Raw genomic sequence first — 14,001 nt, 5'->3', positions numbered from 1 at the left:
TATAACAAGGCGGCCGCCTCTTTTCAAGTCGTTCAGCAGTATTCTAAAAAAATACTTTTTACATACTATAGTATGGTATATAATAAAGCTAAATTGACATGACAATTAAAGAAAGGGGGAAGTGCAGTGAAAATCTCACTCATTCAATTTCCTATCGTCCCCGGCGACAGGCTGGCCAATTTCGACCAGGTCCGGCGCCGCGTCCAACAGGCGGCCAGGGCTGGTTCGGATATGGCCGTGCTGCCTGAATTGTGGGACCTGTCGTTCTACCCGCCTGATGTTTATGACCTGGCCGATGAAGAGGGCCGCCAGGCCCAGGAGTTTTTGCAGGACCTGGCTTCGTCCTGTCATATCCAGCTCATCGGCGGCTCCATTGTCCGCCGTCACGACGGGCGCCTGTACAATACGACGTATATCGTCGATGAAGAGGGGAATCGCGTTTCGTCGTATGACAAATGCCATTTATTCACGCTTGGCGGGGAAGAAAAGGTCTTCACGCCGGGAAACCATTTGAATACGTTCTTCCTGGGCGACATCCCTATGGCGTCGATTACCTGTTATGACCTGCGCTTTGGTGAGTGGGTCCGCATGGCGGCCCTGGCCGGTGCCCAGATCCTCTTTGTCCCGGCCGCCTGGCCTCATCCCAGACTGGCTCATTGGCAGATACTCAATCGGGCCCGGGCTATTGAGAACCAGTTCTTCGTCATCGCCGTCAACAGCTGCGGTACCTGCGGTGACTACCGCTTCTGCGGCCATTCTATGATTATCGACCCGTGGGGCGAAGTGCTGGCCCAAGGAGGAGACGGTGAGGAAATCGTTACCGGTGAAATCGACTTGTCCGTCATCAAAGACATCCGCAGCCGCATCAATGTCTTTCGCGACCGGCGGCCTGAGTTATATCATTTAGAAGGGAAGCGGTAACGTGGAAGGCGTATTGCACGGGTTACAAGGTATTTTTGAAGTCCTCTTCATCATTTCCATCGGCTTCATCTTGGCCAAGAAAGGCTGGTTCGGGCCGGACATGAGCGCTGTCTTTACCAAACTGGTCATGAAGATAAGCCTGCCCTTATACATGCTCTGCCAGCTGGAAAAGGACTTCACCCATGATTCGCTGCTCCGCATCGCGCCGGACCTACTCCTGCCCTTTGCGTCTATTCTTTTGGCCTATGCCGTCGGCCGCATAGCGGCCAAAGTCCTGCACATCCGCCAGGACCGGCAGGGCGTCTTCATCACTTGTTTTTTCATTGCCAATACCATCTTCATCGGCCTGCCCGTCAACTTGGCCCTGTTCGGGACGCAGAGCGTACCGTCGGTCATGCTCTATTACATGGCCAACACGACCATGTTCTGGACCCTCGGCGTCTACCATATCGTCAACGACAGTCTGGGCGGCAAGGGGAATATGCCCTTGTTTTCCCTGCAGACCCTGAAGAAAGTCTTTTCGCCGCCGCTCCTGGGCTTTTTGGCTGGCCTGGTCCTGATTATGGCCAATATCAAGCTGCCTGATTTCCTGCTGACGTCGTTCCAATACGTCGGCAATATGGCGACGCCGCTGTCGCTCATGGTCATCGGCATTGAAATGACGGGCATTTCTCTGGCGTCGGTCCGCTGGGACCGGGACATCATCGGCGCCCTCGTCGGCCGCTTCCTGGTCTGTCCGGCCTGCGTCCTGGTGCTCCTGCCCTTCATCCCGGTCACGCCCATGTCGGCCCAGGTCTTTACTATGCAGGCCAGTATGCCGGCCATGACCCAGATGACAGTCGTCGCCAAGTCCGTCGGCGCCGATGTCCGTTATTCGACGGAAGTCAGCTTTATCACCGTCGTCATGGGCATCGTCATCATTCCCTTATATATGTTTATCATTGGATAGAAGGAGTTTTTTTAGAAAATGAACACCCTCGAAGATTTGAAGAAAGCCTTGAAAGCCTATGAAGCCCAGGCCTTTCAGCTCAACTATACCATTGCTGACGACCCGGAGCTGTCCGGTGAAGAATATCATGCCTGCCGGCACTACGTCGATTTGTGCCGTTCTTTGGGCATGGACGTGGAAGAACAGTTCACCGGTCAGCCGACGGCTTTCCGAGCCATCGCCCATCGGGCCGATAAACCTGTCTTCAAGATGGCCCTTTTGGCGGAATACGACGCCCTCCCCGGTGTCGGCCACGGCTGCGGCCATTCGGCCAATGGCGCCATGAGCTTCCTGGCCGCTGCGGCCTTAAAGGATTTGAAGGATCTGCCTGTCGACGTCGACCTCATCGGCACACCGGATGAAGAACTGCGCGGCGGCAAGGTCATCATGTGCGACCAGGGAGTCTTCAAGGACTACGATTTCGCCGTCATGGTCCATGTGTCGCCGACCCAGACCAATGCCAATTCCCATTTCCTGGCCCTCGACGACTACCGCATCGCCTTCCACGGCCAGACGGCTCACGCCGCCGGTGAACCCTGGAACGGCCGCAATGCCCTGAATGGGGCCATGCTGGCCCTGCACGCCGTCGATATGCTGCGCCAGCACGTCCGGCCGGAAACGCGCATCGGCTCGTATATCGTAAACGGTGGGGCCGCCTCCAACGTCGTTCCCGATTACGCCGAAGTCGAATGTTGTATCCGCCACAGCGAACGGGAATATCTCGATACCGTTGTGGCCAAGGTCATGAACTGCTTCAAAGGGGCGGCCATTGCTACGGAAACGACATATGACGTCACCCAAATGGGCTGCAAATTCGATAACATGGTCTGGAATGAAGCGGCGACGAAAGCGTCGGAACAGGTCCTCCAGGCCATGGGGATCCCTTACGAAGAACCAAAGGATTGCGGCAGCTCCGACGTCGGCAACGTCAGCCATCAGTGCCCGGCCGTCCACGTCCACCTGGCCTTGGGCGACGTCCCCATGCCGGAACACTCGACGGACATCGCCAATGCCGTCAAGGCCAGGACCATCGAACCGACCATCGTCAAAGGCGCCGAAATCATGGCACGCCTGGCCCTGCTCTTCGCCAAGGACACGGCCCTGCGCCAGCAGATGAAAGACGAGTTCACGGCGAAGAGCCTCTCCTGATAGAGGTAGTTTGTAGGGGCTCGTACATGCCTTTTCAGCCTGTCAGGTTATGACTGCAAGGAATGGCAAGACGGCTGCTGAAACGGACCGCTGTAGAGGGCGAGCCCGTTAGGTATATGTGAAATACTTGTAGAACGGATTTGCGTGAACGGGTCGCCCACGTGGCGACCCCTACAGAAAAAGGAGCTGTCGCGATGCGACAGCTCCTTTTTTCACGTTCTATATATTCAGTTTCAGGTATACCTTAGAAGACACCTTGTGCCAGCATAGCGTCGGCGACGCGTTCGAACCCGGCGATATTGGCACCGGCTACGAGGTTGTAGCCCAGGCCGTTGCGGGCAGCTGCGTCTTTGCAGTTCTGGTAAATGGTGTTCATGATTTCGTGGAGACGGTCATCGACTTCCTTGGCAGTCCATACCAGGCGTTCGCTGTTCTGGCTCATTTCCAGGGCCGATGTAGCGACACCGCCGGCGTTGACGGCTTTCGACGGAGCGACGATGATGTCGTTCTGGTCGAGTAAGAATTTCAGGGCATCGTTGGTCGTCGGCATATTGGCGACTTCGATGTAGTAGCGGATCTTATTGGCAGCAATCTGTTTAGCCTGTTCCATATGGACGTCGTTCTGCATAGCCGACGGCATGACGATATCGACTTTGCGGCCCCACGGTTTTTCACCCGGGAAGAATTCGACGCCGAATTTGTCGGCATAGTCCTGGACGCGGTTGCGGCCGCTGTTGCGCATTTCGACGATGTAGTCGATCTTTTCCTGCGTAGCGACGCCGTCCGGGTCATAGATGTAGCCGTCCGGACCGGACAGAGTAACGACTTTGGCACCCAGTTCCGTTGCTTTCTTGCAGATGCCCCAGGTTACGTTGCCGAAGCCGGCAGCGGCGATAGTTTTGCCTTTGATGTCCTGGCCGTCGTCTTTGAGGACGTTTTCCAGGAAGTATACGGCGCCGTAGCCTGTAGCTTCCGGACGGATGCGGGAACCGCCGAAGCTGAAGCCTTTGCCCGTGAGGACGCCGTTTTCGAAGCAGCCTTTCAGGCGGCGGTATTCGCCGAAGAGGTAGCCGATTTCACGGCCGCCGACGCCCATGTCCCCAGCCGGTACGTCGACATCGGGACCGATGTAGCGATAGAGAGCCTGCATGTAGCTCTGGCAGAAACGCATGATTTCAGCGTCGGACTTGCCCGTCGGGTCGAAGTCAGCCCCGCCTTTGGCGCCGCCGATAGGCAGGCCGGTCAGTGCGTTCTTGAAAATCTGTTCAAAGCCCAGGAATTTGATGATGCCTGAGTATACGTTCTTCTGGAAACGAAGGCCGCCTTTGTAGGGCCCGATAGCGCCGTTGAACTGGAAGCGGTAGCCCGTGTTGGTGTGGTATTTGCCTGCATCATCCTGCCAGACGACGCGGAATGTGAATTGCCGTTCCGGTTCGACGAGACGGTTGAGGAGGTCGAACTTTTCATATTCCGGGTGGCGTTCGACGACAGGGTCCAGGGAGCTGAAGACTTCTTCGACGGTCTGGACGAATTCCGGTTCGTTTGCGTGTTTCGTGCGTACATTTTCAATGACAGATTCCAAATACTTATTCATATGTAATCACCTCATTTGAAATTAATTATACCCAAAACTGATTTCTACAATTACATAATAGCATGTTTTTCCGTCCTTGCAAATACCACAATGAGGAAAAGATTTTTCCATGATGGCACTACATTGCCACTATGTGAAAGAGGACGTCAAAATTCAAGGATTTTTAAGGTATAAGATAAACGTTATAGTAAGTTAAAGGGAAGTATTCGTTAAAAATAATTGCAATATGAATCAAAATCATGGTATAAATAGAACTATACTTATTGAGGAAGAAGGGGGAAGACGGCCCTTTGTCTTTTGCTGGAGAAATAATTGTATACACCAGTTAAACAAAATGGAGAAGAAGGTGACGAAAATCAGAAAAAGAACCTAGTCACCCTGACAATGATGATATACAATAGAAAGTAAATAAGCCATACAACATATACTATATAAGAAAGAGAGGTACGCAACATGGAAACGTACGATACCTATTCCCCGGAATATTTGCGCTATTTGGAGCTCCTGTCCAAGGAGTATCCCACGCAGGCGGCGACGTTCACGGAAATCATCAATCTGCAGGCCATCGTCAACCTGCCGAAAGGGACAGAACACTTCATGAGTGACCTGCACGGTGAATACGAAGCCTTCTATCACATCCTCAACAACTGCTCCGGCGTCATCCGCGAAAAAGTGGAAATGATTTTTTCTGACAAGATGAGCAAGGCCGAACAGGACGACTTACTGACTCTTATTTATTATCCTAAGGAAAAGCTGAACATGCTCTACCGCGAAGGCAAGGTCAACGATGACTGGGCCCGGACGACGCTGGAACGGATGATCGACCTGGCCAAGCTTTTGTCGTCGAAATATACGCGGTCGAAAGTCCGTAAAGCCATGCCGGAAGTCTTCCGCTTCGTCATCGATGAACTCTTGCACGCCCAGCCCGATGAAGACCAGAACCAGCTGGTCTATCACATGAAGATTCTCGACACCATCTTGGAAACGGGAAGTACGCGCCAATTCATTTACGCTTTGGCCAATCTCATCAAACGGCTGGCCGTCGACCACCTGCACATCATCGGCGATATCTACGACCGCGGCGCTCATGCCGACAAGATCATGGACACGCTCATGCATCATCATTCTCTGGACATCCAGTGGGGCAACCACGACGTCCTCTGGATGGGTGCTGCTGCCGGCAACGCGGCCTGCATCGCCAATGTCCTGCGCAATAACATCCGTTACCATAATATGGAAATATTAGAAAGCGGCTATGGCATCAGCCTTCGGCCCTTTGCCCTCTTTGCCTTGCAGACGTATAAAGAGGACGACGGCATTGAGCCCATGGTCAAGGCCATCAACGTCATCGTGGCCAAGCTGGAAGGTCAGACCATTTACCGCCATCCCGACTACAACATGGACGACCGCCTGCTGTTCCACAAGATTGATTGGGAAAAAGGCGTCATCACCCTCGATGGCAAGACGTATGAATTGAAGACCAAGGACTTCCCGACGGTCAATCCCCAGGACCCGTACACGCTGTCGCCGGAAGAACACCAGCTCATGAACGATATCCAGGCTGAATTTACCGAAAGCGAACGCCTGCAGCGCCACATCCGCTTCCTCTACAGCCACGGCTCGTTATACCGCTGCATGAATAACAACCTCCTGTTCCACGGCGGCCTGCCCCTCAATGAAGACGGCAGCTTTAAGGAAATCTACCTCGACGGTAAGCCGTATAAGGGCAAAGCCTTCATGGATAAGGCGGAACACCTCATCCGCCGGGCTTATGACCAGCGCGATACTGACAGCCTGGACTATATGTGGTACCTCTGGTGCGGTGCCGATTCCCCTGTATCCGGCCGCATCGTCAAGACTTTTGAACGGAGTTACATCATAGACGAATCGACGTGGAAAGAACCGCAGAATGCCTACTACCGCCTGAATCGCGATAAAGACGAATGCATCAAGATCCTCCACGAATTCGGCATCGACTCGCCTCAGGGACACATCATCAATGGCCATACGCCGGTCAAGGTCAAGAAAGGCGAAAGCCCTATCAGGGCGGAAGGCAAGGAAATCTGCATCGACGGCGGTTTCTGCAAGGCCTACCAGGGGTCGACGGGCATTGCCGGCTACACGCTCATCTTTAATTCCCACGGCATCCGCATCAAATCTCACTACCCCTTTGAAGATGTCTACCAGGCGTTGATGAACAACGTCGACATCGATTCCGAATCGACACAGGTCGAACTGGAACCGAAGCGCGTCATGATCGGCGACACGGATAACGGCAAGAAGCTCCTCCAGATGATCCACGACCTGAAGGCCCTGCTGGAAGCCTACCGCCAGGGCGTCATCCTCGAACGCCGTCCGAACCCGTAGTGGAGGCCGTCCCCAAGGGCGGCCCGCCCGGTTTTAAGTTTGCAGTTTTTAGTTTGCAGCAAAGCGTAAATAATTTAAAGCCATCTTCTACAAACTACAAACTCTATACTACAAGCTATAAAGAAAAAATCCGTGCATGATATTAGAAACATTCGTGTGACATCACCAAATCAAGGAGGAAATATGAAACGAGAATCGTTAAGCGGACTGTTACTCATTGCCTGTGCGATACTTGCCATGGCCATCTCTAATTCTCCCTTCGGTCCCGTTTATGAACGCTGGCTCCAGGCCCCGCTGCCGGCAGGGACGCACATGTCCCTGCTGCACTGGGTCAATGACGCCGTCATGGCGTTGTTCTTCTTTGTCGTCGGCGCCGAAGTGAAGCGGGAATTCCTCTATGGAGAACTGAAGTCCCGGTCGGCAGCGATGCTGCCCATGGCTGCGGCCTTAGGCGGCATGCTCGTGCCGGCTGCGATTTATGGCCTGTGCAATGCCGGCCTGCCGACGGCTGGTGGCTGGGGCATCCCCATGGCGACGGACATCGCCTTTTCCCTGGGCGTCCTGTCCCTGGCGGCTCCGAAAGCGCCGCGCAGCCTCGTCGTCTTTTTGACGGCCCTGGCCATCGTCGATGATCTCGGCGGTATCGTCGTCATCGCCGTCTTTTATGCCGGTTCCCTCAATCTTCCGGTCCTGGCCGGCGGCCTCATCGTCTGGCTGCTGATGCTGGCTGGGTGCCGCAGGAATTGGCAATCGGCCTGGTTTTACGCTGTGGGAGGTATCCTCATCTGGCTGGCCTTCTTCTACGGCGGTATCCATCCGACCATGGCCGGCGTCCTCACGGGCTTCGCCATGCCGGCCGTGCCCGGCAAGGATGGAAGGGAAGGCCTGCTGCTGCGGGCAGAACACGCCCTGACGCCTGTCTCGGCTTTTGTCATCATGCCCGTCTTCGCCCTGGCCAACGCCGGCATCCGCCTCGACCTGAGCGGCCTGACCGGCCTGGCGTCGGCACCGGGACTGGGCGTCCTGGCAGGCCTGGTCCTGGGCAAGCCCATCGGCATCGGCCTGGCCGTCTGGCTGTTGACGGCCTTGAAAAAAGCGTCCCTGCCAGAAGGGCTGACGATGAAACACTTCTGGGCCGTCGGCCTCCTGGCCGGTATCGGCTTCACCATGTCCCTGTTCATCGCCGGCCTGGCCTTTCCCGGCAGCCCGGTCCTGATGACGGCCAAGACCGCCATCATCGCCGCGTCCCTCACGGCGGCCATCCTCGGCGGCTTCCTGGTCAACCGCGTAAGCCGATAGCCTTTCCTGTAATTATCGGTAGGGGCTCGCACGTGGCGAGCCCGCCGCGAACAATCGGACATACATCAAACGGAGCAATGTGGCGTGGTTTTGCGAACTGCGACCTGCGGTCTGCGAACAGCGGGCGTCTTTGGCGCCCATCATGCGTAGGGGTCGTCCTTTAACCTCTCAGACCGCCTTCGGCGGCCAGCTCCCCTATGAAGGGAGCCTTGGGCGGCCCGCCGCGAATAGTCAGCCATATACCAAGCGGGCCAATGTAGCATGGTTTTGCGAACGGCGGTCTGCGGTCTGCGAACGGCGCGCCCTATAAAGGGCGCCACGAACTGCGGGCGCCTTCGGCGCCCATCATTGACGTAATACGTTCATGTCGTTATAATGAAGAGTAACTTATCATTTTTTATACAAAAGGAGCGAATTCGATGAATATTATTGATGAATTGTCTTGGCGCGGTGCCGTCAATCAGATGACAGATGAAGAAGGGTTGCGTAAGCTCACGGAAGAAAAGAGCATTTCCCTCTATTGCGGTGTCGACCCGACGGGTGACAGCATGCATATCGGCCACTTGATTCCGTTCATGATGCTTAAACGCTTTGCCAATGCCGGCCATCATCCGTATGTCGTCATTGGCGGCGGTACCGGTGCAATCGGTGACCCGAGCGGCCGCAAGACGGAACGCCAGCTCCAGACTCTCGATAAAATCAAGGCCAATGCCGAAAAATTGAAGGCTCAGTTCATGCATCTTTTCGGCGATTCGGAAAACATCACCTTCGTCAATAACTATGACTGGCTCAGCCAGATCAGCCTCCTCGATTTCCTCCGCGATTACGGCAAACTGTTCAGCGTCAACATCATGCTCAGCAAGGAAGTCGTTGCCAGCCGTCTGGAAGCAGGCATTTCCTTTACGGAATTTTCCTACCAGATTCTCCAGTCCATCGACTTTGAACACCTCTTTTCCCATAACGACGTCCAGCTGCAGATCGGCGGCGCCGACCAGTGGGGCAACATCACGGCCGGTATCGACACAATCCGCAAGATGCACGGCAGCGATGCCAAAGCCTATGGCCTGACCATTCCCCTCATGCTGAAATCGGACGGCACCAAGTTCGGCAAGACCGCCGGCGGTGCTGTCTGGCTCGACCCGGAAAAAACATCGCCCTTTGAATTCTATCAGTTCTGGCTCAACCAGGATGATGCGGACGTCGTCAAATACTTGAAATACTTTACCTTCCTCAGCAAGGAAGAAATCGACGCCCTGGCCGAATCGGTCGAAAAAGAACCGGAAAAACGACTGGCCCAGCGCCGCCTGGCTGAAGAAGTCACGACTTTCGTCCACAGCCCGGAAGCCCTGAAGGAAGCCCAGAACATCACGGAAGCCCTGTACCACGGCAGCATCGCCGACCTGTCGGAACGCGAATTGGAACAGGCCTTCGGCAAGATGCCGACTGTCGACGTTTCCAACGAAGAAAAAGACGTCGTCAACTGGCTCGTCGATTCCCAGATTTACAAATCGAAACGCCAGGCCCGTGAAGACATCACCCACGGTGCGGTCACCATCAACGGCATCAAAGTCACGTCCCTCGACGAAATCGTCAAACCTCACAAGAATTCCAACGGCAAGTTCGTCATCGTCCGCAAAGGGAAGAAGAAATATACTTTGGCTCGGGTTCATCAGTAAGGGTAAATTTTAGAAAATTGTTAAAATAGAATATTGACAGAAGCGCTTTGCTATGCAATAATAACTTATTGCAAAATGTTCAATTGATATTATGAGATACATGGAGGAAGCGCTTCCGGTGAGCAAAAAATTAAGCAAGGTTCAAATCGTCTGAGAGCCTTGCTTTTCTGTCGCTTTACACGGCGCTGTACAACGCTATCATAATGATTTACTTTTTATAAGGGGTGAAGAATCAGCATGTTCAAACCTGTACAAGTAGGGAAAAGGACTCGATACACGTATGCTAAGATTAACGAGGTCTTGAAAATGCCTCATTTGTTGGATTTACAGAATAAATCCTACGAATGGTTCCTGGAAAAGGGACTGAAAGATATCTTCAAAGACATTTCTCCCATCGAAGATGCATCGGGTAACCTGTCTTTATCCTTCGAGGATTTTAAATTAGGGGAACCGAAGTACGACATTCGTGAATGTAAGGAACGCGATACGACATACGCCGCACCGCTCCGCGTCCAGATCCGTCTTGTCAACCACGAAACAGGTGAAATCAAGGACCAGGAAGTATTCATGGGTGATTTCCCACTGATTACCGATACAGGTACCTTCATTATCAATGGGGCAGAACGCGTTATCGTCAGCCAGCTCGTCCGTTCTCCGGGCGTCTACTATGGCCGCGAAATCGACCCGATGGGCATCCGCCTGTACAATTCGACGGTCATCCCGAACCGCGGGGCCTGGATCGAATTGGAAACAGACGCCAACGACATCGTCTATGCCCGTATCGACCGCAACCGCAAGATTCCTGTCACGGTCCTCATCCGCGCGCTGGGCTGGTCGTCGAACGCCGACATCCTCGAACTCTTCTTTGACGATAAACGCCTGAAGGCTACGTTTGAAAAAGATACGACGGAAAATCAGGACGAAGCCCTCGTTGAAATCTATAAGAAACTCCGCCCTGGTGAACCGCCGACCGTTGAAAGTGCCCGCAATCTCTTTGAAGGCCTCTTCTTCGACCCGCGCCGTTATGATATGGCCCGCGTTGGCCGTTACAAAGCCGGCAAGAAGCTCGGCTGGGAACGCCGCCTCTTTGGCCTGACCCTGCACGAACCGATCGTCAACCCGGAAACAGGGGAAGTCATCGTCGATGCCCATACGGAAATCGGCTCGGCTGAAGTTGAAAAGATCCGCGAAAGCGGCGTCTTCCATCGCGAAATCGCCGACGGTGCGCCCGCCGGTGACGGCGGCGGCCTCGTCGAAGCCTTCGTCGAAAAACCGGACGGCTCGGTCTACAAGATCATCTGCAACAACAGCGACCTTCCGTATGACCACCGCACGATTACCCGCGAAGACATCATCGCCCACATCAGCTATCTCCTCAACCTCATGGACGGCTTCGGCACCATTGACGACATCGACCATCTGGGCAACCGCCGCCTGCGCTGCGTCGGCGAACTCCTGCAGAACCAGTTCCGCATCGGCCTGACCCGTATGGAACGCGTCGTCCGCGAACGCATGACCATCCAGGATGCCGAAAGCATTACGCCTCAGGTCTTGATCAACATCCGTCCTGTCGTCGCTGCTATCAAAGAATTCTTTGGTTCCAGCCAGCTGTCCCAGTTCATGGACCAGACCAACCCGCTGGCAGAAATCACGCACAAACGCCGTCTGAGCGCCCTCGGTCCTGGCGGTCTGTCCCGTGAACGCGCAGGGTTCGAAGTCCGCGACGTCCATCATTCCCACTACGGCCGTATGTGCCCGGTAGAAACGCCTGAAGGCCCGAACATCGGCTTGATTTCGTCCCTGGCCTGCTTCGGTAAAGTCAACGAATTCGGCTTCATCGAAGCCCCGTACCGCCGCGTCGATAAAGAAACGGGCGTCGTTACGGAAGATGTCCACTACATCACGGCTGATGAAGAAGAACAGTACGTCATCGCCCAGGCCAACGAACCGTTGACCGAAGATGGCCATTTCGTCCACGAACGCGTTGCCTGCCGTCACGGTGAAGATACCCGTGAATTCCGGGCTGACCGCGTCGACTTCATGGACGTATCGCCTAAGGAAGTCGTTTCCGTCGGTACGTCCATGATCCCCTTCCTGGAAAACGACGATGCCAACCGTGCCCTCATGGGTGCGAACATGCAGCGCCAGGCAGTACCTTTGCTGCGCACACAGGCTCCGCTCGTCGGCACCGGCATGGAATACAAGACGGCTTGTGACTCCGGCGTCTGCGTCCTGGCAAAACACAGCGGCGTCGTATCCCGCGTTACTGGCGACACCATCCAGGTCCGCACGGATTCTGGTTCTGTCGATACATATAAACTCATCAAATTCGTCCGCTCCAACCAGAGCACCTGCATCAACCAGCGCCCGTTGGTCTATAAGAACGAAAGGGTCACGGAAGGTCAGCCCCTGGCTGACGGCATGGCTACGGACGGCGGCGAATTAGCTCTTGGTTACAACATCCTCGTAGCCTACATGCCTTGGGAAGGCTATAACTACGAAGACGCCGTTCTCCTCAGTGAAGAACTCCCGAAGAACGACCTCTACACATCCATCCACATCGAAGAATACGAATGTGATGCCCGCGACACGAAACTGGGCTCGGAAGAAATTACCCGTGAAATCCCCAACGTCAGTGAAGAAAGCACGAAGAACCTCGACGAAAACGGCATCATCATGATCGGTGCCGACGTCTTCCCGGGCGACGTCCTGGTCGGCAAAGTCACGCCGAAAGGCGAAACGGAACTGACACCGGAAGAACGCCTGCTGCGCGCCATCTTCGGCGACAAGGAACGCGAAGTCCGCGATACGTCGCTGCGCGTACCTCATGGTGAATCGGGGAAAGTCGTCAACGTCCGCATCTTCTCCCGTGAAAATAACGACGAACTGCCGCCTGGCGTAAACCGTCTGGTCCGCGTCTACATCGCCCAGAAACGTAAGATCCACGAAGGCGACAAGATGGCTGGCCGTCACGGCAACAAGGGTGTCGTCTCCCGCGTCATGCGCCAGGAAGATATGCCTTTCCTGCCCGATGGCACGCCGGTCCAGATCGTCCTGAACCCCTTGGGCGTACCGTCTCGTATGAATATCGGTCAGATTTTGGAAACCCACCTTGGCTGGGCTGTCCACGAACTGGGTAAACAGATCAAGGAAATGGATCCGGGCCTGGAAGAAAAACTCCGCGCTGCCGGCTATGATTTCGATAAATACGGCATGCCCAAACCGGACGTCGCCGGTGTCCATATTGCAACACCGGTCTTCGACGGCGCTCAGGCCGAAGACGTCTTTGAAGCCCTGAAGATCGCCGGCCTGCCGGAAGACGGCAAATCCGTCCTCTATGATGGCCGCACAGGGGAACCGATGGACCGCCGCGTCACTGTCGGTTACACGTACTTCCTCAAACTGCATCACCTCGTCGACGACAAGATCCATGCTCGTTCGACAGGCCCGTACTCCCTGGTCACGCAGCAGCCGCTCGGTGGTAAAGCCCAGTTCGGCGGCCAGCGTTTCGGCGAAATGGAAGTCTGGGCTCTGGAAGCGTATGGCGCAGCCTATACTCTCCAGGAAATGCTGACTGTTAAGTCTGACGATGTCGTCGGCCGTGTCAAGGCTTACGAAAAGATCGTCAAAGGTGAAAATATTCCTGAACCGGGCGTACCGGAATCGTTCAAGGTCCTCCTCAAAGAACTCCAGGCCATCGGCCTCGACGTCCAGATCCTGAACGAAGACGGCGAAGAAGTCGTCATCAAGGAACTCGATGATGACGATGAAACGGAACCGGAACAGACCGATGAACTCCGCCGCGTCATGGAAGGTGAAAATGGTCCGGAAACACCGGCTGCACCGGCTGAAGACGCTCCTGCCGAAGGAGAAGAAGGCGAAGAACAGGAACCCGTCGCCAACGGCGGCGAAGATGACATCATGAGTGCCATGAGCCTCGATGCCGTCGCCGAAGCTGAACAGGCTGACGATGATGATACTACTGAAGATGATGAATAACGAGTCGA

At 54.8% G+C, this 14,001-nt stretch carries 8 protein-coding genes; 7 read left to right on the top strand and 1 reads right to left on the bottom strand.

Translation table 11 applies throughout. The annotated features are described in order from the left end of the window. Positions 1-126 precede the first annotated feature (126 nt). Genes ACFCTO_RS04290 through ACFCTO_RS04280 form a run of 3 tightly spaced genes read left to right on the top strand, consistent with a single transcriptional unit; the run spans position 127 to position 3,058 of the window. Positions 127-921, top strand: coding sequence for a carbon-nitrogen family hydrolase (locus ACFCTO_RS04290; protein ID WP_499876444.1), 795 nt, complete (start codon positions 127-129; stop codon positions 919-921). A gap of 1 nt (position 922) precedes the next feature. After that, a complete protein-coding gene (locus ACFCTO_RS04285) occupies positions 923-1,870 on the top strand; it encodes an AEC family transporter (RefSeq protein WP_020310066.1) in 948 nt (315 codons plus the stop codon). A gap of 18 nt (positions 1,871-1,888) precedes the next feature. Beyond that, positions 1,889-3,058, top strand: coding sequence for a M20 family metallopeptidase (locus ACFCTO_RS04280; protein WP_481324955.1), 1,170 nt, complete (start codon positions 1,889-1,891; stop codon positions 3,056-3,058). A gap of 244 nt (positions 3,059-3,302) precedes the next feature. Here the strand turns inward: ACFCTO_RS04280 and gdhA are convergent, their stop codons facing one another. Next, positions 3,303-4,652: an NADP-specific glutamate dehydrogenase gene (gene gdhA / locus ACFCTO_RS04275; protein WP_481324956.1), complete on the bottom strand. Its 1,350-nt coding sequence runs from the start codon at positions 4,650-4,652 to the stop codon at positions 3,303-3,305. Positions 4,653-5,105: 453 nt separating this feature from the next. Between gdhA and ACFCTO_RS04270 the strand changes: the two genes are divergently transcribed. The 4 genes from ACFCTO_RS04270 to rpoB all read left to right on the top strand — a co-directional run bounded on the left by ACFCTO_RS04270 (position 5,106) and on the right by rpoB (position 13,993). Beyond that, positions 5,106-7,019 (top strand): fructose-1,6-bisphosphatase, encoded by a 1,914-nt coding sequence (locus ACFCTO_RS04270; RefSeq protein WP_292261658.1) that lies wholly within the window; start codon positions 5,106-5,108, stop codon positions 7,017-7,019. Positions 7,020-7,202: 183 nt separating this feature from the next. After that, the gene (gene nhaA, locus ACFCTO_RS04265) at positions 7,203-8,318 is read left to right on the top strand and encodes a Na+/H+ antiporter NhaA (RefSeq protein WP_294025965.1); all 1,116 of its coding nucleotides are present in this window, start codon (positions 7,203-7,205) and stop codon (positions 8,316-8,318) included. 419 nt (positions 8,319-8,737) lie between these two features. Next, a complete protein-coding gene (gene tyrS, locus ACFCTO_RS04260) occupies positions 8,738-9,994 on the top strand; it encodes a tyrosine--tRNA ligase (RefSeq protein ID WP_499876443.1) in 1,257 nt (418 codons plus the stop codon). Between the two features lie 237 nt (positions 9,995-10,231). Next, positions 10,232-13,993 (top strand): DNA-directed RNA polymerase subunit beta, encoded by a 3,762-nt coding sequence (rpoB, locus tag ACFCTO_RS04255; protein WP_302420543.1) that lies wholly within the window; start codon positions 10,232-10,234, stop codon positions 13,991-13,993. The last annotated feature ends 8 nt before the right edge of the window (positions 13,994-14,001 follow it).

It is taken from the genome of Megasphaera indica (genome assembly GCF_046614755.1).
Classification (GTDB): Bacteria; Bacillota; Negativicutes; order Veillonellales; family Megasphaeraceae; genus Megasphaera; species Megasphaera intestinihominis.
This window is presented reverse-complemented; position numbering and strand designations above follow the sequence as displayed.